This is a genomic window from Rhizobium johnstonii 3841, assembly GCF_000009265.1.
GTDB lineage: Bacteria > Pseudomonadota > Alphaproteobacteria > Rhizobiales > Rhizobiaceae > Rhizobium > Rhizobium acaciae.
Genome location: NC_008382.1, coordinates 132,368 through 151,564, shown reverse-complemented (window position 1 = coordinate 151,564; position 19,197 = coordinate 132,368). Strand labels below are relative to the sequence as shown.

The following is a 19,197-nucleotide window of genomic DNA, read 5'->3' as shown; positions in this document are numbered from 1 at the left end:
TAGGCCCCGATTCTGTCAGCCGGGCAAGAGTTTTTTGGTTAACAAGCAGTTAATACACTGACTGGTCCTTCCCGTGAAATCGATGGTTTCGAGCCTCGCATCCATGAAAAACAAGGAGTTATCTAGCTATCCGAGAGAAACTGCGATTCCTCCCCCGCGTTGGAAAAGCGCAAGCCAAAGTGCTCGCTTAATCCAGCCGTAGTAACTCTTGCCGCGGAACACATTGAGATCTCGGCCGAATCGACCTGTTTGCCAACGAACTTTATTCACTACGATGCAGAGCGGCGAGGGGAGCTCTCACTCAAAGCACGCGCCGACCCGGGATTGAAACCGTCGACCTACTGATCGCACTCGAGGGAGGGCTATGGTTACCTACTCTGTTAGCAAGTTTTGGCGCGAGGTGCTCACGCAAATAGACACACTTTTGCTCGAGCGGGAGACCTTTCGTTATCTTCGGACACAGAACAGAAGCCAGCGTCACAGCATACGGGCGGCGCGTCCGCTTGGACGTGTAGCGTTGTTGTAGTAGTTCGACGCCTGTTGCACTGACCGATGACGCGACTGTTCCATGGCTTCGAGGAGCGGGATGTTGCGGATGGCCGCCTCAGTGAGAAATCCCGACCGCAAGCCGTGGGCGGAAAACTCCCCAGCCTTCAGCCCGGCCATTTCCACCCGCTGCTTGATGATCGCATTGACTGATTGCGGATCGATCGCCCGCTTTGAGACCGTTCCCCATCGCCCGATCCCCCGAAACACGCTGCCGCTTTCCACCTTCGCAGCTGTCATCCAGGCATTCAGCGCCTCCACCGGCCGGCCGGTCAGGTAGACGACGTCGTTCTCCTCGCCCGAGCTGGTCTTGGTGCGGCCGAGATGGATAGCCAGAGAAGAGGAGGGGAGGACCGTCCGGCTCCTCGATCGGCGGCTCGATGGTTAGCTGCTCGCGCCGCAAGCCGGCAATCTCGCTGCGCCGGCGGCCGCCGGAGGCAAAGGCGACCATCAGGATCGCCCGGTCGCGCAGATCGCGCAGGCTGTCCGTGGCGCACGTCGCCAGCAGCTTTGCCAGCACGTCGCCGGTGACCGCCTTGGCGCTCTTGCGAAGACGTTGTCTTGGCACGGCTCGGATCGCCAGCCGAATGGCTGATTTGAGGGCAGGGGAGGCGAAGGCGCCGTCAAAACCGCGCCATTTGGTCAGCGTCGACCAGTTCGCCAGCCGCCGGCGCACCGTCGATGGCGCGTGCGGGCCTGCGGATCTGAGAAAACCCTGGCTCCGGAGGTCTTCGTCGACGTCGGCCGGCATGCCGTGATCGGGATCGGCGGCACGTTTTTCCGGAGCCCACAGATGGTGGGCGACGAATTTGAGCAGCAGCGCCTCGGGTGCCGGCCAGGGCAGCGATTGTCCGGTCGCCGCCAGTCCCCCAGGCTTCCAGATAGGCGAGGTCCGAGGTCAGCGCCCGCAGCGTGTTGTCGCCCATGCCCTGGTTGACGAGATGGCGCAGCGTTTCGACGTCCTGGTCGGTGAGCAGCTCGGCAAGTTCGTCGCGGCGCTCGATCGGCAGCACGGCGGCAATGGTGTCGAGTTCTTCGGCGCGCCGCTCGACGGAAGTCTGTGATTTTCTGGGTTTGGCCACGGACGCTCCAAAATCGCGGGTTTCGCCAGCCGCTGGGGCCGTGATTTGCTGCGATTCTTTCTGTGTCGATCAACTCGATTGAGCGGAATCGATTCTCTTGTAATTGCACAGTTTATCAACTGCCAAGATCAGTGGAATCTTTCTGATTGACCGCAATGGGCGAAAAGCGGAGGTCGGAACATCGGGACACTGTGTCTGGTTTAGGGCCGACGACAGACAGTCCGGTGCTAGGCCACCTTCCATGGAAGCAGGCACGGCGTCTCAGCGCGAATGGCCTAGCTCAGCCCAATGCGGACATCACGATTCAAATGTTGTAGGTTGCGCACCTTGTTTTCGCACACGTTTTGGCATCTAGTCGGCACTCTTGCGATTGGGAGGTGCTGCTATGTTTTCACGACGAACCCTTTTGATGTCGACAGCGTTTGTGGTCGCGGGGTCTCAGTTTACTTTGACCGCACCCTATGCGGCGGCCGCAGAAATCACGGCCGACGAAGCCCGCGCAATCGCCAAGGAAGCGACCATTTTCGGGTTTCCCCTGGTCGATAACTATCGGGTTCAACACTCGTATTTCGTCGACAAAGGCGGGCCGGAATACAAGGCTGACTGGAACACACTGGTCAACAATGCGCGTGTCTATACGCCGGACGACAAGGCAATCCAGACCCCGAATTCGGATACGCCGTATTCTTACGTCGGCGCTGATCTTCGAGCAGAGCCGCTTGTTTTCACCGTGCCGGAGATCGACAGCGGCCGTTATTACTCTCTGCAATTCATCGATCTGTACACGTTTAATTTTGCCTATGTCGGCAACCGCGCCACCGGCAATGAGGCCGGAGATTATCTGCTTGCCGGGCCCGAGTGGAAGGGTGAGACACCGGCCGGCATCAAGGACATCATTCGGTGTGAAACGGAATTCGCGTTTATTCTCTACCGAACACAGCTTTTCGGTCCTGACGACATCGACAATGTGAAGAAGATTCAGGAAGGCTATGCCGTCCAGACGCTATCACGCTTCCTTGGCGAACCAGCGCCGGAGGCCGCACCCATCGTGCAGTTCCTGCCCCCGCTCACACCAGACCAGCAAAAGACCTCACCCAAGTTCTTCGAGCAGTTGAGTTTCATCCTCCAGTTCTGCCCGACACACCCTTCTGAGGTAGAGATCAAAGAACGGTTTGCCAAACTGGGAATCGGGACAGGAAAACCGTTCGATGTCACGACATTGAAGCCGGAGATCGTCGATGCCCTCAGCGCGGGTATGGCGGACGCCTGGGCGGAATTCAAGCAGTTCAAGGAAACGGAACTGGATACCGGGAAACGCAGCAGCGGCGACAGTTTTGGCACCCGTGAACATCTGGCGGGCCATTATATCGACCGCATGTCTGGTGCAGTTCTCGGGATCTACGGGAACTCCAAGGACGAGGCGATGTACCCCGCCTACTTCGTTGACGATGGCAAAAAACCACTGACTGGCAACGCGCAGTATACGCTTCGTTTGGCGAGCGGCGAACTACCGCCCGTCAACGCCTTCTGGTCGCTCACGCTCTATGAGTTGCCATCAAGCCTGCTATCCGCGAATGATCTGAACCGCTATCTGATCAACTCGGCGATGCTCCCCGATCTCCGCAAGGATGAAGACGGAGGGGTCACTGTGTACATCCAGCATCAATCGCCCGGCAAAGACAAGGAGGCCAACTGGCTTCCTGCGCCTGCCGGTCCCTTCTTCATGGCCATGCGGCTTTACTGGCCCAAGCCGGAGGCACTGGATGGCAGATGGAAAGCGCCCGCTCTTGTTCGCAGTGTCTAAGGAGTTCCCGATATGACCCGCAGCTTCATGGCAAAAATCTCGCTCACTGGAATACTCATTGCACTGGCATGCTCGCCAGCTCTCGCCACCGAGCCCGTCACGGTCGACAATTTCGTCAGGGCCGAAAGCGACTTGTATTTCCAAAACATTGCCAAAGATGGTGGTCTCGGCAAACTGGTGCATCGTCGCGAACCTGCGGACATCGAAAACCAGACGGTCATTCGTCTGAACCGGGATACGCTTTATTCATCAGCGATCCTCGATCTCGACGCCGGACCGGCGACCATCGTTTTGCCGGATGCCGGGACGCGTTTCATGTCGCTGCTGGCGATTAACGAAGATCACTACATTTCCGCGGTCTCATACTCCGGAACGACGACGCTGACGAAAGAAAGCGTCGGCACACGATATGTCGCAGTCGCCATCCGCACATTCGTCGACCCGAACAATCCCGATGACGTCAAGACGGTGCATGCTCTTCAGGATGCTATAAAGATTGACCAGGCGGGCGGACCGGGCGCGCTCGAAACTCCGGATTGGGATCAGGCCGCTCAAAAGAAGCTCCGTGATGCGCTGCTGATCCTGGCGACCACTATGACGGATTTCAACAAGGCGTTTGGCTCCAAGGCCGAGGTGGATCCCGTTCGTCACCTCATTGCGAGTGCAGCGGCCTGGGGCGGTAATCCCGACAAGGACGCGTCTTACCTCAACGTGACTCCTGCGAACAATGATGGCAACGCCATCTACAAACTTACCGTCAAGGATGTTCCGGTCGATGGCTTCTGGTCCATCAGTCTTTACAACGCGAAGGGCTACTTCGAAAAAAATCAGTACGATGCCTATTCGCTCAACAACGTGACAGCGAAGAAAAGCGGGGACGGGTCCATCGCAATCCAGTTCGGTGGCTGCGATGGGAACATTCCCAATTGCCTGCCCGTCATGAAGGGCTGGAATTACACCGTGCGGCTCTATCGACCCAAAGCGGAAATTCTTGACGGCACCTGGAAGTTTCCGGAACCCCAACCCGCCGGCTGATCGCCATACGAAGCGGGGAACCGGAAGTATCAGGACGTTCCAGTTTCAGCGTGCGGATCCCGTCTCGTTGAAGCGAGCTGGTGTCTGTTTTCCGTCCGAGGCAAAACTAATTCTATGACCATAATAGGCGGCGCAAGGCTGACTTCGGGGTTTTGGATCGGAATATGCGGTTAGGGCCAAAACGAGCCGTCGTCGGTAGAACAGCTTTCAAGATCTGGCGTCTTCCAACTGTCATTTTCGTGGAGCATTCTACGATCTGCAGCAATTGATCGTGGCCAAGCCGATACGTCGGCCGGGGGGTCTCAATGGCGCAGACGGCGATGTCACGTTGTTTCATGGACGCCTGAACAAGGCGCTTGTTTGTGACGTCAGGCAGTTGCGCCGGTCACGGCTTTCCACTGCGCCATTGCGCGGATCCGGTGGATGTGAGTGGAAAGGGCTGAACGTTTCCAATGCGGGGAACGAAGAGATTTCGGATTGCTGAAAAGATCGATATGAAACGTTGCAAGCCTGCGACGGATCGAAATCCCTGCATCACCCGTTCTCGTTTTCGAAGTGGCACGTGAGAATTCTCCGCACGATTGTTCAGGCCCTTGTGCGATCGATGTTAGAGGTGGCTCGGTTCGTCTGAACAACTTCGGCCGTTTCGCTAAGTGGATTTCCGCCTCGATTATGCTGCCACCATCATTGGTGCCAGCGCGTTGAAGTAGGCCTGATCCGGAGTCTGCCGGTCAAGGGATGAATGTGGGCGTCGGGTGTTGTAAAAGCTCAGATAGCGGCCGATGCCAGCGCGGGCCTCGGATACGCTCTTGTAGGCGTGGAGATAAACCTCCTCATATTTGATCGACCGCCAGAGCCGCTCGACGAAGACATTGTCCCGCCATGCGCCCTTGCCGTCCATCGAGATGGCGATTTCGGCCTTCTTCAACACCGCCGTGAAGTCGATGGAGGTGAACTGCGATCCCTGATCCGTATTGAAGATGTCAGGCTTGCCATGCCTGGCGAGAGCCTCATCAACCGCTTCGATGCAGAAGGCTGCTTCCATCGTGATCGATAGCCGCCACGACAGGACCTTCCGGCTGAACCAGTCGACGACGGCGCAGAGATAGACGAATCCCCGCGCCATGGGGATGTAGGTCAGGTCCATAGCCCAGACCTGGTTAGGCCGGGTGACCGCCAGCTTGCGCAGGAGGTAGGGATAGATTTTGTGCCCTGACGCTGGTTTCGAGGTGTTCGGGCGGCGATAGATCGCTTCGATGCCCATCTTCTTCATCAGCGTAGCGACGTGAAGCCGCCCAGTTTTCAGCCCATCTCCCCTCAAGAGCCCTTGCAACATTCGACTTCCGGCAAACGGGTAGTCGAGATGCAGTTCGTCGATCCGGCGCATCAGGGCAAGATCGCCGTCAGGCACTGGACGAGGCAGATAATAGACGCTGCCACGGCTGAAGCCGAGAAGCTTCGCCTGGCGCACGACGGATAGCTTATGCTCGCGGTCGATCATTTCTTTCCGCCCAGCAATCCCGCCTTGCCGAGCGCACCGGATAAAAAATCGTTCTCCAATGTCAGTTCGCCGATCTTGGCATGAAGCGTTTTGACATCGACGGTTGGTCCCGCCGGCTCCGCCTTCGCTTCATCGCCGAAAACGCCTGTCGCCCCCTCAAGGAGCTGGTCTTTCCACTGTTTGATCTGGTTGGCGTGCACGTCAAACTGCTGGGACAATTCCACCAGCGTCTGCTCGCCTCTGATCGCGGCAAGTGCCACCTTCGCCTTGAAAGCCGGGCTATGGTTCCGGCGCGGTCGTCTCGTCATGGTATCTCCTGTTCCCGGCATCTAAGCCGAAGTCAGGCAGAAATTCCACTTATCCCCGCAGTACAGATTTCCCGAGCCAGCTCTGTTCGACAGCGGGCATGACATCTCGTTTTGCAGCGCTGTACGAGCGCAGTTTGTCTATGATGATACGCTTCGGCGTCAGGCCCTGTTTCTTCAGCAGCCTGACCAGCAATCGCTTGGCAGCTTGGGTATCGCGGCGGGCTTGAACGATCTCGTCGAGAACGTAACCGTCTTGGTCAACGGCACGCCAGAGCCAATGTTTGCGGCCGCCGATGGAAATCACCACCTCGTCCAGATGCCAGATATCCTTTCGCGACGGCTTTTTTCTGCGCAACTGCCTGGCATAAGCCGTTCCGAATTTGCGGCCCCATCGCCGGATCGTTTCATAGGAGACGACAATGCCGCGCTCCAACAACATTTCCTCGACCATCCGCAGGCTCAAAGGGAACCGGAAATACAGCCAGACCGCACGGGCGATGATCTGCGGTGGAAAGCGGTGGTTCTTGTAGCTGACGGCAGGACTGTTCATCCCAACCCATTATCCGACAACCGTTAAGCCGCTCACAACGTGACATCACCTGCCACCGAAGTGCCACATTGTTCAATTCGAAGCGATGGTCTTCAGAAGCGAAAGTTAATGCCCGCCTTAATTACACTATCGTTAAGGTCTGACCCCGAGTTGACGCCTCCGCTCGGGGTCGGGACAGCGTTATTAATGACGTAGTTGTACTCGATCTTTGCTGACACGCCGCCCGGAAACGCGTGCTCGACGCCGCCGCCGAAGAGGTAGCCCTGTTTCCAGCTCTCCGGTCCGGATTTCCACTTGTCCGATCCGAATACGGGGCGGCGGCCCTCGAACTCGGTCGTTGTGACGCCCGCGGTGCCGTAGATGAAAGTGCGGTCAAGGCCCAAGCCAGCCTTCGCCTTCGCGGCACCGCGGAAGCGGCTTTCCACCTTGCCGCCGGGCACACGCACTTCATTGTTCAGGTAAGAGCCTTCCAGTTCTGCGCCGAAAACGCCCGGTCCGGCCTGGAAATTGTAACCTACCTGAGCGCCCACCGCTGGGGCGCGATCATTGTTGAACGGGTTGAATTTGGGGGCCGCGACACCTCCGTGAAGACCGGCGTAAGCCCCGGCCCACGAGAAGGTTCCCGGCGCGTCATAAGAGGGGGCGCTCGGAACGCTGTGGTCGGCGAGATCGGCCGCCGACGCGCCGCGTGCCATTAGGGTTGAGACAATTACGAAGACGATTTTTCTTTTAGTTATCGACATAGGAACTCCCTAACGAGCCGATGCCAGAAGTGCAGTTAACGGCTCTGATTGCCTTGAAGCATCGATTTAGGCTTTCATCGCCGCTGGCGATCAGCACCTCGGATGATATTGATAGGTCCTCTCATTGTCTTCGCCAGCGTCAATTCAACAAACATCCTTCTAGCGGCTATAGCTGACAGTAGCCTGAAAGCTGTAAAACAGGCGATGTCACGTTGTCGGCAACTTAACGGGTGGCGGATAATTCGGTTGAGATGACCTCATCGACCATCAGCTACAAGAACCACCGCTTTCCACCGCAGATCATCGCCCGTGCGGTCTGGCTGTATTTCCGGTTCCCGTTGAGCCTGCGGCTGGTCGAGGAAATGTTGCTGGAGCGCGGTATCGTCGTCTCTTACGAAACGATACGGCGATGGGGCCGCAAATTCGGGGCGGCCTACGCCAAGCAGTTGCATAGAAAGAAGCCGTCGCGAAAGGATATCTGGCATCTGGACGAGGTCGTGATTTCCATCGGCGGCCGAAAACATTGGCTTTGGCGCGCCGTTGACCAAGACGGCTACGTTCTCGATGAGATCGTCCAGACCCGCCGCGATACCAAGGCTGCCAAGAGATTGCTGGTCAGGCTGCTGAAGAAGCAGGGCCTGTCACCGAAGCGCATCGTCACCGACAAACTGCGCTCATACGGCGCGGCAAAACGGGATGTGATGCCCGCTGTCGAACATCGATCGCACAAGGGCCTGAACAATCGTGCGGAGAATTCTCACGTGCCACTTCGAAAACGAGAACGGGTGATGCAGGGATTTCGATCCGTCGCAGGCTTGCAACCTTTCATATCGATCTTTTCAGCAATCCGAAATCTCTTCGTTCCCCCGCATTGGAAACGTTCAGCCCTTTCCACTCACATCCACCGGATCCGCGCAATGGCGCAGTGGAAAGCCGTGACCGGCGCAACTGCCTGACGTCACAAACAAGCGCCTTGTTCAGGCGTCCATGAAACAACGTGACATCGCCCCTTGTACCCATCCGCCGACTGTCCCCATGCGACGGGCATCGAAGAGCTAAGATAAGGCCGGCTTCTCATCATAGGTCATAGACAAGCGGACCGACGGTTACGGCGAACAGCTTACTGCATCCAGACGCTCATCTTTCACGAAGTGCGCTTGTCGATATAAACAAACCGCCCCCAGAGATCCAAGAATGGACGGTTGCAGTTGCAATATAATTCCCGCTTTTGCGTGCTGTATTCACAATCTTTCAGGCGGTCGTTTTTGTATAGAACGACCAATTTGCATACAAATTCTCGTGGGGAAGACGCGGCCGCACCAAGGAGTTTTCAATGCAACTTGTAACCTGCTGCTCATTTAAAGGAGGCGCTGGGAAAACAACAGCGCTGATGGGCCTCTGCTCGGCACTTGCCGCAGATGGTAAGACAATTGCACTTTTCGAAGCCGACGAAAATCGGCCACTCAGCAAATGGAAAGAAAATGCGACGCGACGTAACGCCTGGGATCCACTTTGTGAGATCTTCATCACGGACGAGTTGCCGCTTCTTGAGGTCGCCTACGAAGAGGCAGCAGGCCGCGGGTTCGACTATTGCCTAGTGGAAACTCACCATGGATCCAGCGAGCTCAATAACACAGTGATCGCCAGTTCTAATCTCCTGCTGATCCCGACAATGCTTACTCCCCTCGATGCCGACGAGGCACTTGCCACATTTCGTTACATCATCGAATTGCTGATTGGTGAAAACCTTGCCATACCAGCCGCAATTCTGCGCCAACGTGTGCCGGCCAACCGGCTAAATTCCTCGGAGCGGCTAATATCGGAGATGCTAAGTACTCTGCCGCTTGCAGATACGCCGATGCACGAAAGGGACGCTTTCGCCGCGATGAAGGATCGAGGAATGCTGCATCTGAATCTCCGTAATGCCGCAGCAAACTCGTCCATGCGGCTGACACTGCGCAATCTCGAAGCAGCGATGGAAGATTTGCGTTCCCTCGGCAAATTTGTAAGCAGCACAGTCGAGCATTGATATGGCAATCCGCAAACGTGGGTGACGGTGCGTCTCCATCCGGTCGCTGCCGACGAACCAAATCAAGGGACCCGGCGATGACGAACCGTGCTTTCGCATGTTCTTCTTGGCTGAGCTGAGGTGGCTCGTAAGCGACAAGCCGGGGCCGTTCAGGGGGCGTAGTTCCATGGCATGAGCGCGTCGATTTCACTGCTAGGCCATCCATTCGCAAGGCGCTCAAGCGTCTGGGTCAACCAAGCTTGCGGATCGATGGCATTTATCTTGCCGTTTGCCAGAGCGTCGCGATGGTCGTCGAAGCCGGGTTCATAATGCCGGGTTTCTGGCATTCGAATCCAAGGTCACTTATCCCTTCCATCCACTGGTTGACCAAACCGTATTGGTAACCGGGGCGATGTCACGTTGTCGGCAACTTAACGGGTGGCGGATAATTCGGTTGAGATGACCTCATCGACCATCAGCTACAAGAACCACCGCTTTCCACCGCAGATCATCGCCCGTGCGGTCTGGCTGTATTTCCGGTTCCCTTTGAGCCTGCGGATGGTCGAGGAAATGTTGTTGGAGCGCGGCATTGTCGTCTCCTATGAAACGATCCGGCGATGGGGCCGCAAATTCGGAACGGCTTATGCCAGGCAGTTGCGCAGAAAAAAGCCGTCGCGAAAGGATATCTGGCATCTGGACGAGGTGGTGATTTCCATCGGCGGCCGCAAACATTGGCTCTGGCGTGCCGTTGACCAAGACGGTTACGTTCTCGACGAGATCGTTCAAGCCCGCCGCGATACCCAAGCTGCCAAGCGATTGCTGGTCAGGCTGCTGAAGAAACAGGGCCTGACGCCGAAGCGTATCATCACAGACAAACTGCGCTCGTACAGCGCTGCAAAACGAGATGTCATGCCCGCTGTCGAACATCGATCGCACAAGGGCCTGAACAATCGTGCGGAGAATTCTCACGTGCCACTTCGAAAACGAGAACGGGTGATGCAGGGATTTCGATCCGTCGCAGGCTTGCAACCTTTCATATCGATCTTTTCAGCAATCCGAAATCTCTTCGTTCCCCCGCATTGGAAACGTTCAGCCCTTTCCACTCACATCCACCGGATCCGCGCAACGCAGTGGAAAGCCGTGACCGCTGCAATTACCTGAGTTTACCGACAAGCGACTTTTCGGCCGTTGATCAAACAACGTGACATCGCCACAGCGGCGCCTATGACGGGAAACCCACCTACGACGCGGTCACCGACCACAGTGCGGCTGCCGTCATCGTCATTCCCCCGCGCGCCAACGCGATCGAACCAGCCGGCGATCAATCTCCCGGACAAAGGGATCAGCAGATCGCTGCAATCAGCAGAGACGGGCGAATGAAATGGCAGGCCTCCACCGGCTACGGCAAGCGCTCGCTGGTCGAGACTGCCATCGGCCGATACAAGTCCATCATCGGGCGGCGTCTGCGGGCTCGGTCGTTTCACGCTCAGCAGACGGAAGTGGCCATCGGCTGCGCCGCCCTCAATCGTATGCCTGCATGCGCACGCCCTAAATCCATCCGCCGCAATGGACCGACCACATAGATAGCCCCATCACAGATCCAGATCCGCTCAAGTCCCGATCCATGCACCCAGAGCGCACTTCAGGTTCCATCAAACGCCGCTTTCATGGAATCGGTCGTCTAGTCTTATTTCGCAGCTGCTCATCAACAAGAATGCCGTTGCATGCGTTTAGCTCAAGTATGTTAGGTTCCGCCAATATATCAGGGTGCCCACCGGCCTGGAGTTCAACTACGTACTGCACATTACTCCCGCCGTCGATTGGAGCTTGATCCAAGGGCACAGCGTTGCGATGCAGCGATACCAGTCGACCATTACCATCGAAGAATAACATGTCCAGTGGGAGCGGAGTATCTTGCATCCACAACCGCACATGGTGAGGGGAATCGTAGGCAAATATCATGCCGTCGAACGGGCTAAGAACTCGCCTGCGCATGAGTCCCCTGCTGCGCTCATCCGAGGCATTTGCGACCATCACGATTAATGGGCGTTTTGCGATTTCGATCGCTGCGACATCACAATTTGCGTTAAGCAACGAAACCAGCGTAATAGCCTTAAGTAGAAACATAGTCGTCACCTCTTTGCTGCCGTGTGCGATCATGTCCCAACGCGTGGAGTTGGCCCATAAAAGCCAGACTGGATCAGATTTCTGTTTGACGGTTTGAGAACTCGCTCGTTTACCGATATCCCAAAGCCTTATGCGTGTGAAGCGTGTTGTACAACAGGGCGACGGAACACCCACGGGACCGAGGTTCGTGAGCTTTTATATCCGTGGCATCCCTGGTCTGGGCGGCTTATCCATATCGGCGTTGTTGCGTGGATCACCCGGCGACTGATATTGAGCGGTGTCAGTGACCTGAGACCCAATCTCCCTCCAGTTTTCGGGAGAGTCTTGGGTTTTTAATCTGGCCTCATGCGGCCTGTTTTTCCATGACCATTTTCATTGCGAATTCGCTGGGGGTGATATTGCCCAGCGACGAGTGCGGTCTGTTTCTGTTGTACAACACGACGACAGAACACCCACGAGACCGAGGTTCGCGAGCTTCTGTATCCGTGGCATCCCTGGTCGGGGCGGCTCGTTCACGTGCATGAGGCGGTGTCCAAAGGGACGCATATTTTCCGCTGCAGCCTTTCTGGTTCTTCTTCTGGTCGACTTCTTGAGGTCCCGCCGTGGATGTTCGACCGATCAGTGAGTGGTTGTTGGCGTAGCCTGGCGGTCCCGCACGTCGATCTCGCAAGCCTGCATATTTTGGCAGGATTGCTGAAGGACGCTGATGCCCCATCGCAATCTTCGGTAATGGGCGCAGCATTGGTCTCTCACGAAACGAGTCGGAGAGATGTTCATGCCTCGCCAGCCCATGACATGCCAGTTCGATCTGTTCTCCGCCCCGCAGCGGGGGAAGACGGCAGGGACGCCGCAATGGCCGGAGTTGCCGGAGGAGACCCGCCAAGCGTTGACGGTGCTCATCGTGCGGCTGTTCGTCGATCACGCAAAGTGCGGACATGCCTCCCAACAGAAGGAGGCCGGTCATGATGCATGAGAAGATCGGACCACACCATCTAGAGCTGGCTCGGGAAATCTGTACTGCGGGGATAAGTGGAATTTCTGCCTGACTTCGGCTTAGATGCCGGGAACAGGAGATACCATGACGAGACGACCGCGCCGGAACCATAGCCCGGCTTTCAAGGCGAAGGTGGCACTTGCCGCGATCAGAGGCGAGCAGACGCTGGTGGAATTGTCCCAGCAGTTTGACGTGCACGCCAACCAGATCAAACAGTGGAAAGACCAGCTCCTTGAGGGGGCGACAGGCGTTTTCGGCGATGAAGCGAAGGCGGAGCCGGCGGGACCAACCGTCGATGTCAAAACGCTTCATGCCAAGATCGGCGAACTGACATTGGAGAACGATTTTTTATCCGGTGCGCTCGGCAAGGCGGGATTGCTGGGCGGAAAGAAATGATCGACCGCGAGCATAAGCTATCCGTCGTGCGCCAGGCGAAGCTTCTCGGCTTCAGCCGTGGCAGCGTCTATTATCTGCCTCGTCCAGTGCCTGACGGCGATCTTGCCCTGATGCGCCGGATCGACGAACTGCATCTCGACTACCCGTTTGCCGGAAGTCGAATGTTGCAAGGGCTCTTGAGGGGAGATGGGCTGAAAACTGGGCGGCTTCACGTCGCTACGCTGATGAAGAAGATGGGCATCGAAGCGATCTATCGCCGCCCGAACACCTCGAAACCAGCGTCAGGGCACAAAATCTATCCCTACCTCCTGCGCAAGCTGGCGGTCACCCGGCCTAACCAGGTCTGGGCTATGGACCTGACCTACATCCCCATGGCGCGGGGATTCGTCTATCTCTGCGCCGTCGTCGACTGGTTCAGCCGGAAGGTCCTGTCGTGGCGGCTATCGATCACGATGGAAGCAGCCTTCTGCATCGAAGCGGTTGATGAGGCTCTCGCCAGGCATGGCAAGCCTGACATCTTCAATACGGATCAGGGATCGCAGTTCACCTCCATCGACTTCACGGCGGTGTTGAAGAAGGCCGAAATCGCCATCTCGATGGACGGCAAGGGCGCATGGCGGGACAATGTCTTCGTCGAGCGGCTCTGGCGGTCGATCAAATATGAGGAGGTTTATCTCCACGCCTACAAGAGCGTATCCGAGGCCCGCGCTGGCATCGGCCGCTATCTGAGCTTTTACAACACCCGACGCCCACATTCATCCCTTGACCGGCAGACTCCGGATCAGGCCTACTTCAACGCGCTGGCACCAATGATGGTGGCAGCATAATCGAGGCGGAAATCCACTTAGCGAAACGGCCGAAGTTGTTCAGACGAACCGAGCCACCTCTCCATCAGTAAGCGAGACTTCCCGGCTTATCCCGAAGTGGGACTCGAGAATTGGCTCGACGCCTGAGGAGGAGACAACGGGGTCGAATGAACAAGTGATTGTCGCTGGAATCCGGCGGACACGGCCGCAGACCAGGTCCGTCCACTAGACATGCTGCCAGCGACAGCCGTTCAGGCTGCCGCCTTAAGCGTGAAATCAGCCTCAATCTCATCATAGGGAACGAACACCTTATCGTCCTCGTTTTTCTCGATGAGGCCCCATTCCATAAGGGCGGTAACATCGTCATGAACACGCTTGATATCTCTGTCGAGCGCGCGGGCCACACCGCGAATGCTGGATGGCCCGATCTTCTGGAGCTGTTCGATTAATTCCCAGCGCTTGGGCGAAATCACAGAGAACAGTTGCGCGGGTGAACTGAAGGTAAGGATGGTAACGGGATCTTGAGGCTCTCCGCTTTTCCATGCGGTGACGAAACGCTCCCCCATTGCCGCTATAACGGCCAGGTCGTCGTTGTCCTGCCTGATCTGGATCACTGCTCGGTTCATGGCTTCAGCCTCCTTGTGACTTCGGCAAGGAAATCATTCTTGAGTTGATCGACACTAACGAAGGCATAAGCGTATTCCACCCCGTCCAAATGACAATGATCACCTTTGCCGCGCTCATTGTCGTACCCGACGATACGCTGACCATTCTTTCCGAAGAATAGGCGGTATTTGTAAAAATGGCTGCTGGCAGGAACCGGCTGCGGCACTTTCCAGATAACCATTTCGACAATCGCGCCATCCCGGAGGAGGCGTTTTTCATGCATGAGCTTTTCTGCCTTCATGATATCTTTTATGCCAACGGAGTGCCGTTGTCAAGAATGCCATCACCATCGGCATAAGAGAGAAATGCTGAAGAGTATGGAAGCCAACGAGCGTGTGGCGCCGTGGGTGTAAGCGGCGGCTATGCCGCGAGTGGGGCCGGATGGGGTGCCCGAGGGGAGGGGCTGGGGCTAGGGCTCTCCTCGACTGGTTTCGGGCGGGTCGATCCCGGCAGCAACCAGATCTCGCCCGACAGGACTGGACGACGTGGAAACCCGGAACGTCCCAGCTCCGAGTTTCCACAATGTACACCTACGCCGCTGTTTTGATGCCTTTGAGCGCCGCCATCTTCTCGCCCAGTATCCATAAGGCGGCCCTGTTCAGATTGATGTCCTGATCTATCCCGTTGACCGAGCGTGTTTTGACACGGCGCGGTCGTCATGGCGGCGAGGCACGAGAAGGGCCTGTCGCAAATTTTTCGGCTTAACCCTATGTTGACCATCCGCAGAGAATTTGCCGCTCCGAAAGTTGCGGAGCGAACCGATGATTCTGAATGCCATTGCCGAAAAGCTGAAGCGCCAGTCGAAGGATGATTTCAAAGGCAGGCATTTCGAGGCATGGCTGATTGTACAGGCGGTCGCTTGGTACCTTCGTTATCCGCTCAGCTATCGGGATATCGAGGAGATGTTCGGGGAACGCGGCTTCGTGGTCGATCACAGCACAATTAATCGGTGGGTATTGGCCTACGCGCCGATGATTGAGAAGCGGCTGCGTCAGTTCCGCCGGCCACATTGCGGCTCTGTTGGCGTCGATGAGACCTATGTCAAGATCCGCGGCAAATGGCGATACCTATATCGGGCCATCGACAAACACGCCAATCCGATGGACTTCCTGTTGACGGCGAAGCGCGATCTCGACGCCGCCAAACGGTTCTTCCGCAAGATGCTCAAAGACGAGCCCTTGTTGTCGCCGAATAAGGTCGGGACGGACGGGGCCAACACCTTCCCGTCAACGATCAGAACGTCGGTTGATGATGGGCTTCTACATCCGGACCCCGCCCACTATGTCACCAAGCGGTGATGTCACGTTGTGAGCGGCTTAACGGTTGTCGGATAATGGGTTGGGATGAACAGTCCTGCCGTCAGCTACAAGAACCACCGCTTTCCACCGCAGATCATCGCCCGTGCGGTCTGGCTGTATTTCCGGTTCCCTTTGAGCCTGCGGATGGTCGAGGAAATGTTGTTGGAGCGCGGCATTGTCGTCTCCTATGAAACGATCCGGCGATGGGGCCGCAAATTCGGAACGGCTTATGCCAGGCAGTTGCGCAGAAAAAAGCCGTCGCGAAAGGATATCTGGCATCTGGACGAGGTGGTGATTTCCATCGGCGGCCGCAAACATTGGCTCTGGCGTGCCGTTGACCAAGACGGTTACGTTCTCGACGAGATCGTTCAAGCCCGCCGCGATACCCAAGCTGCCAAGCGATTGCTGGTCAGGCTGCTGAAGAAACAGGGCCTGACGCCGAAGCGTATCATCACAGACAAACTGCGCTCGTACAGCGCTGCAAAACGAGATGTCATGCCCGCTGTCGAACATCGATCGCACAAGGGCCTGAACAATCGTGCGGAGAATTCTCACGTGCCACTTCGAAAACGAGAACGGGTGATGCAGGGATTTCGATCCGTCGCAGGCTTGCAACGTTTCATATCGATCTTTTCAGCAATCCGAAATCTCTTCGTTCCCCCGCATTGGAAACGTTCAGCCCTTTCCACTCACATCCACCGGATCCGCGCAATGGCGCAGTGGAAAGCCGTGACCGCTGCAATTACCTGAGTTTACCGACAAGCGACTTTTCGGCCGTTGATCAAACAACGTGACATCGCCCGCGCTCGATATCAAAGAGCCGATCAATACGGGCGACAGCCTCAAGCGCGACCGGCGATATCTCATGAGCAGGTTTGCCCTTGCGAACATTGCCGGCGATGTCAGCGAGTTCGAAGAACTTGCGCCGCGCATGGCTCCAGCAGAGTGCGCTATTGATCGGCGCGGGGCTGCGGCCGGCACGATAGAGATCGTTATAGCCGCCATAGGCATCGGCCTGGAGGATACCATGCCACCCCGCAAGATGCGTGTTGGGGTGGGTCTTCTCGCGATCCGGAGAGAAGTAGAAGAGCGCCGCAGGCGGCGCGCCGCCCGCAAAGGGACGATCTTCGCGGACGTAGGTCCATAACCTTGCCTGCTTCGTTGCGCCTCTGGCCAGGAGCGGCACGGTCGTATCGTCGCCATGCAGCCGCTCGGCGGCCAGAACATGAGCACGGATCAAATCATGGATCGGTTGCAGCGCCGTCGTGCAAGCCCCGACCTGATCGGCCAGCGTGGAGAGACTGAGATCGACGCCTTCCCTGGCGTAGCGCTCGGCCTGGCGGTTCAAGGGCTGATGCTGGCCAAACTTCTCGAACAGGATCGTCGCCAGCAGGTTCGGTCCTGCCCATCCACGTGGGGTCGCATGGAAAGGTGCCGGCGGCTGGCTGATCTTCTCGCAATCCCGGCAGGTGAACTTCTCTCGCACCGTCTGAATCACCTTCCACTGGCGCGGAACGATCTCCAGCGTCTCGGTGATATCCTCACCCATCTTCACGATCCGGGCCGAGCCGCAGCAGGCGCAAGTCGAGGGAGCTTCGATGATCAAGCGTTCGCGCGGCAAGTGCTCCGGGAACGGTTTGCGGGCCGGCCGGCGGCGTTCGAAGGCCGAGACATTTGTGATCTTCGCTGCCACGCGTTCCGCCGCGATCTAGTCCTCGGTGGCATCGGCCTCGAGTTCCTCGAGCTGCAGTTCCATCTGGTCGATCAGCCGGGCGCGCCGTTCCGAGCTCTGGCCATACTGCTCGCGGCGCATCTTTGCGATCTCGAGCTTGAGGTGCCGGATCATCGCCTCGGAGGTTGTCACGATGGCGAGCACCTGTGCGAGGTCGGCCTCGGCGGAGGCAGCACGCGCCTCCGATGCCGCAAGCGCGGCGCGCAATCTCGCTATCTCCGAAGCAGCATCATCCATGGCCGAAAGCTATCATGGAACACGCCGAAAGCCCAACAAAAACAGTGGAATGATGGCGATTAGCCTGCCGTCGCAGGCCGTTGCGTCCAGCGGGGATTGCGCCAGTCGATCCCTTCCAGAAGATAGCCGAGTTGCGCTGCCGACACTGGCACGGCGGAGCCATTCTGGCTGACCGGCCATATGAACTTCCCAGCTTCCAGCCGCTTCAAATAGAGCGACATGCCAATCCCGTCATGCCACAGGACCTTGATCAGATCGCCCTTGCGACCTCGGAAGCAGAAGACCTCACCGCCATGAGGATCGCGGCCAAGGCCTTGCTGAACCTTCAGCGCCAGGCTGTTCATGCCGCAACGCATGTCCGTCACCCCGCCCGCGATCCATACCTTCACCCCGGCCGGAAAGGCGATCATGACGCATCCAGGACCGGCAATAGGCGGGCAAGGATGGTCGGATCAAGCGAAGCCGGGATCGTCAGGCGACGACCGTTCGGCAGGCCGATCTCGATCGTCTTGTTGTCTTCAGATCGTAGCGGTGCGGTCATCTCGGAAGATGCCGGCGGCGGCGGCGAAATCGCAAGCGGCACGAAACTTGTTGACACGGAAACGCTCAGAAGACCGCTTCGATATTCCCGACGCCAACGGGTCAACAATGACCGCGACAGTCCATATCGCCGCGCCGTCACTGAGCCCTGCCATCGAGACCGCCTTGACGCTGGGCCTGGTGTTCGGCTTGCGGCTGCGTCAGGTCGAAGGATTATTAGGATCGGTGCTGCCTTTGATGGGCTTGGCGCTCGCTGTCCATCGCAGGTGGAGCCGTTGCTCAACCAGATCGATGGTCGGATCGGGCAGTTCACAGCGGCGCCTATGACGGGAAACCCACCTACGACGCGGTCACCGACCACAGTGCGGCTGCCGTCATCGTCATTCCCCCGCGCGCCAACGCGATCGAACCAGCCGGCGATCAATCTCCCGGACAAAGGGATCAGCAGATCGCTGCAATCAGCAGAGACGGGCGAATGAAATGGCAGGCCTCCACCGGCTACGGCAAGCGCTCGCTGGTCGAGACTGCCATCGGCCGATACAAGTCCATCATCGGGCGGCGTCTGCGGGCTCGGTCGTTTGACGCTCAGCAGACGGAAGTGGCCATCGGCTGCGCCGCCCTCAATCGTATGCTTGCATGCGCACGCCCTAAATCCATCCGCCGCGATGGACCGACCACATAGATAGCCCCATCACAGATCCAGATCCGCTCAAGTCCAGATCCATGCACCAACGCCCTTCTCAATGTGATGACGACGGCTGGCATTGTATTTGAAAGGCATGACTAAACGACAAAAGCTGTTGCGGTTCCCTCCTGCCTAACTC

The 19,197-nt window shown here is 57.4% G+C and carries 13 protein-coding genes and 11 pseudogenes; 11 read left to right on the top strand and 13 right to left on the bottom strand.

What is annotated here, in order from left to right; translation table 11 throughout:
* Positions 1-477: 477 nt before the first annotated feature.
* Positions 478-1,628, bottom strand: a pseudogene (locus RL_RS25170) (site-specific integrase).
* Between the two features lie 409 nt (positions 1,629-2,037).
* On the opposite strand from RL_RS25170, the gene RL_RS25165 reads away from it, so the two are divergent.
* Together RL_RS25165 and RL_RS25160 are read left to right on the top strand one after the other, a co-directional pair.
* The gene (locus RL_RS25165; protein WP_244432388.1) at positions 2,038-3,432 is read left to right on the top strand and encodes a DUF1254 domain-containing protein; all 1,395 of its coding nucleotides are present in this window, start codon (positions 2,038-2,040) and stop codon (positions 3,430-3,432) included.
* A 12-nt stretch (positions 3,433-3,444) separates the two neighbouring features.
* Positions 3,445-4,467: a DUF1254 domain-containing protein gene (locus RL_RS25160; protein WP_011654629.1), complete on the top strand. Its 1,023-nt coding sequence runs from the start codon at positions 3,445-3,447 to the stop codon at positions 4,465-4,467.
* 368 nt (positions 4,468-4,835) lie between these two features.
* Here the strand turns inward: RL_RS25160 and RL_RS38095 are convergent.
* The 4 genes and pseudogenes from RL_RS38095 to RL_RS25140 form a co-directional block, all read right to left on the bottom strand.
* Positions 4,836-5,074: pseudogene (locus RL_RS38095) on the bottom strand (DDE-type integrase/transposase/recombinase); the annotation flags it as partial.
* A gap of 63 nt (positions 5,075-5,137) precedes the next feature.
* A protein-coding gene (locus tag RL_RS25155) for an IS3 family transposase (RefSeq protein ID WP_173364455.1) occupies positions 5,138-6,276 on the bottom strand; the annotation gives its coding sequence in 2 pieces (ribosomal slippage) (positions 5,138-6,018 and positions 6,018-6,276; 1,140 coding nt in all).
* 85 nt (positions 6,277-6,361) lie between these two features.
* Positions 6,362-6,872 (bottom strand): annotated as a pseudogene (locus RL_RS25145) (IS6 family transposase); the annotation flags it as partial.
* Positions 6,873-6,918: 46 nt separating this feature from the next.
* Positions 6,919-7,569: an outer membrane protein gene (locus RL_RS25140; protein ID WP_011654626.1), complete on the bottom strand. Its 651-nt coding sequence runs from the start codon at positions 7,567-7,569 to the stop codon at positions 6,919-6,921.
* Between the two features lie 204 nt (positions 7,570-7,773).
* Between RL_RS25140 and RL_RS25135 the strand changes: the two are divergent.
* Together RL_RS25135 and RL_RS25130 are read left to right on the top strand one after the other, a co-directional pair.
* Positions 7,774-8,525, top strand: a pseudogene (locus RL_RS25135) (IS6 family transposase).
* 377 nt (positions 8,526-8,902) lie between these two features.
* Positions 8,903-9,598 (top strand): conjugal transfer ATPase VirC1, encoded by a 696-nt coding sequence (locus RL_RS25130; RefSeq protein WP_011654600.1) that lies wholly within the window; start codon positions 8,903-8,905, stop codon positions 9,596-9,598.
* A gap of 149 nt (positions 9,599-9,747) precedes the next feature.
* On the opposite strand, the gene RL_RS38085 is transcribed toward RL_RS25130, so the two are convergent.
* Complete coding sequence (locus RL_RS38085; RefSeq protein WP_244432381.1) at positions 9,748-9,924, bottom strand: transposase domain-containing protein; 177 nt, start codon at positions 9,922-9,924, stop codon at positions 9,748-9,750.
* 65 nt (positions 9,925-9,989) lie between these two features.
* Between RL_RS38085 and RL_RS25125 the strand changes: the two are divergent.
* Together RL_RS25125 and RL_RS25120 are read left to right on the top strand one after the other, a co-directional pair.
* Positions 9,990-10,738: pseudogene (locus RL_RS25125) on the top strand (IS6 family transposase).
* Positions 10,739-10,794: 56 nt separating this feature from the next.
* Positions 10,795-11,160, top strand: a pseudogene (locus tag RL_RS25120) (transposase); the annotation flags it as partial.
* 82 nt (positions 11,161-11,242) lie between these two features.
* Here RL_RS25120 and RL_RS25115 read toward each other — a convergent pair.
* On the bottom strand, positions 11,243-11,737 hold the full coding sequence (locus RL_RS25115; RefSeq protein WP_011654623.1) for a DUF192 domain-containing protein: 495 nt from the start codon (positions 11,735-11,737) through the stop codon (positions 11,243-11,245).
* Between the two features lie 742 nt (positions 11,738-12,479).
* On the opposite strand from RL_RS25115, the gene RL_RS25110 reads away from it, so the two are divergent.
* A complete protein-coding gene (locus RL_RS25110) occupies positions 12,480-12,677 on the top strand; it encodes a hypothetical protein (RefSeq protein WP_041936667.1) in 198 nt (65 codons plus the stop codon).
* Positions 12,678-12,782: 105 nt separating this feature from the next.
* A protein-coding gene (locus RL_RS25100) for an IS3 family transposase (protein WP_173364455.1) occupies positions 12,783-13,921 on the top strand; the annotation gives its coding sequence in 2 pieces (ribosomal slippage) (positions 12,783-13,041 and positions 13,041-13,921; 1,140 coding nt in all).
* A gap of 230 nt (positions 13,922-14,151) precedes the next feature.
* On the opposite strand, the gene RL_RS25095 is transcribed toward RL_RS25100, so the two are convergent.
* From RL_RS25095 to RL_RS40725, 3 genes and pseudogenes are all read right to left on the bottom strand, one after another.
* Positions 14,152-14,526 carry a hypothetical protein gene (locus RL_RS25095; RefSeq protein WP_011654620.1) on the bottom strand — a complete coding sequence of 125 codons (375 nt, stop codon included), beginning with the start codon at positions 14,524-14,526 and terminating at the stop codon, positions 14,152-14,154.
* Positions 14,523-14,807 carry a toxin-antitoxin system TumE family protein gene (locus tag RL_RS25090; protein WP_011654619.1) on the bottom strand — a complete coding sequence of 95 codons (285 nt, stop codon included), beginning with the start codon at positions 14,805-14,807 and terminating at the stop codon, positions 14,523-14,525. The genes RL_RS25095 and RL_RS25090 overlap by 4 nt, the downstream gene beginning before the upstream one ends.
* A 289-nt stretch (positions 14,808-15,096) precedes the next feature.
* Positions 15,097-15,219: pseudogene (locus RL_RS40725) on the bottom strand (DUF945 domain-containing protein); the annotation flags it as partial.
* Between the two features lie 108 nt (positions 15,220-15,327).
* On the opposite strand from RL_RS40725, the pseudogene RL_RS25085 reads away from it, so the two are divergent.
* A pseudogene (locus RL_RS25085) lies at positions 15,328-15,858 on the top strand (IS6 family transposase); the annotation flags it as partial.
* 5 nt (positions 15,859-15,863) lie between these two features.
* Positions 15,864-16,614 (top strand): annotated as a pseudogene (locus RL_RS25080) (IS6 family transposase).
* Between the two features lie 49 nt (positions 16,615-16,663).
* On the opposite strand, the pseudogene RL_RS25075 reads toward RL_RS25080, so the two are convergent.
* From RL_RS25075 to RL_RS40720, 3 genes and pseudogenes are all read right to left on the bottom strand, one after another.
* Positions 16,664-17,833 (bottom strand): annotated as a pseudogene (locus RL_RS25075) (IS66 family transposase); the annotation flags it as partial.
* 59 nt (positions 17,834-17,892) lie between these two features.
* On the bottom strand, positions 17,893-18,243 hold the full coding sequence (gene tnpB / locus RL_RS25070; protein WP_011654616.1) for an IS66 family insertion sequence element accessory protein TnpB: 351 nt from the start codon (positions 18,241-18,243) through the stop codon (positions 17,893-17,895).
* Positions 18,240-18,431 (bottom strand): hypothetical protein, encoded by a 192-nt coding sequence (locus RL_RS40720; protein ID WP_237352789.1) that lies wholly within the window; start codon positions 18,429-18,431, stop codon positions 18,240-18,242. Before RL_RS40720 ends, tnpB begins: the two co-directional genes overlap by 4 nt.
* A gap of 92 nt (positions 18,432-18,523) precedes the next feature.
* On the opposite strand from RL_RS40720, the pseudogene RL_RS25060 reads away from it, so the two are divergent.
* Positions 18,524-19,055, top strand: a pseudogene (locus RL_RS25060) (transposase); the annotation flags it as partial.
* Positions 19,056-19,197 lie beyond the last annotated feature (142 nt).

Excerpts from the sequence above, each read along its gene's own strand:
- RL_RS25140 (WP_011654626.1), bottom strand. The coding sequence starts at position 7,569 with ATGTCGATAACTAAAAGAAAAATCGTCTTCGTAATTGTCTCAACCCTA.
- RL_RS25160 (WP_011654629.1), top strand. The coding sequence starts at position 3,445 with ATGACCCGCAGCTTCATGGCAAAAATCTCGCTCACTGGAATACTCATT.
- tnpB (WP_011654616.1), bottom strand. The coding sequence starts at position 18,243 with ATGATCGCCTTTCCGGCCGGGGTGAAGGTATGGATCGCGGGCGGGGTG.
- RL_RS25095 (WP_011654620.1), bottom strand. The coding sequence starts at position 14,526 with ATGAACCGAGCAGTGATCCAGATCAGGCAGGACAACGACGACCTGGCC.
- RL_RS25110 (WP_041936667.1), top strand. The coding sequence starts at position 12,480 with ATGCCTCGCCAGCCCATGACATGCCAGTTCGATCTGTTCTCCGCCCCG.
- RL_RS25165 (WP_244432388.1), top strand. The coding sequence starts at position 2,038 with ATGTCGACAGCGTTTGTGGTCGCGGGGTCTCAGTTTACTTTGACCGCA.
- RL_RS25115 (WP_011654623.1), bottom strand. The coding sequence starts at position 11,737 with ATGATCGCACACGGCAGCAAAGAGGTGACGACTATGTTTCTACTTAAG.
- RL_RS38085 (WP_244432381.1), bottom strand. The coding sequence starts at position 9,924 with ATGCCAGAAACCCGGCATTATGAACCCGGCTTCGACGACCATCGCGAC.
- RL_RS25130 (WP_011654600.1), top strand. The coding sequence starts at position 8,903 with ATGCAACTTGTAACCTGCTGCTCATTTAAAGGAGGCGCTGGGAAAACA.
- RL_RS25090 (WP_011654619.1), bottom strand. The coding sequence starts at position 14,807 with ATGAAGGCAGAAAAGCTCATGCATGAAAAACGCCTCCTCCGGGATGGC.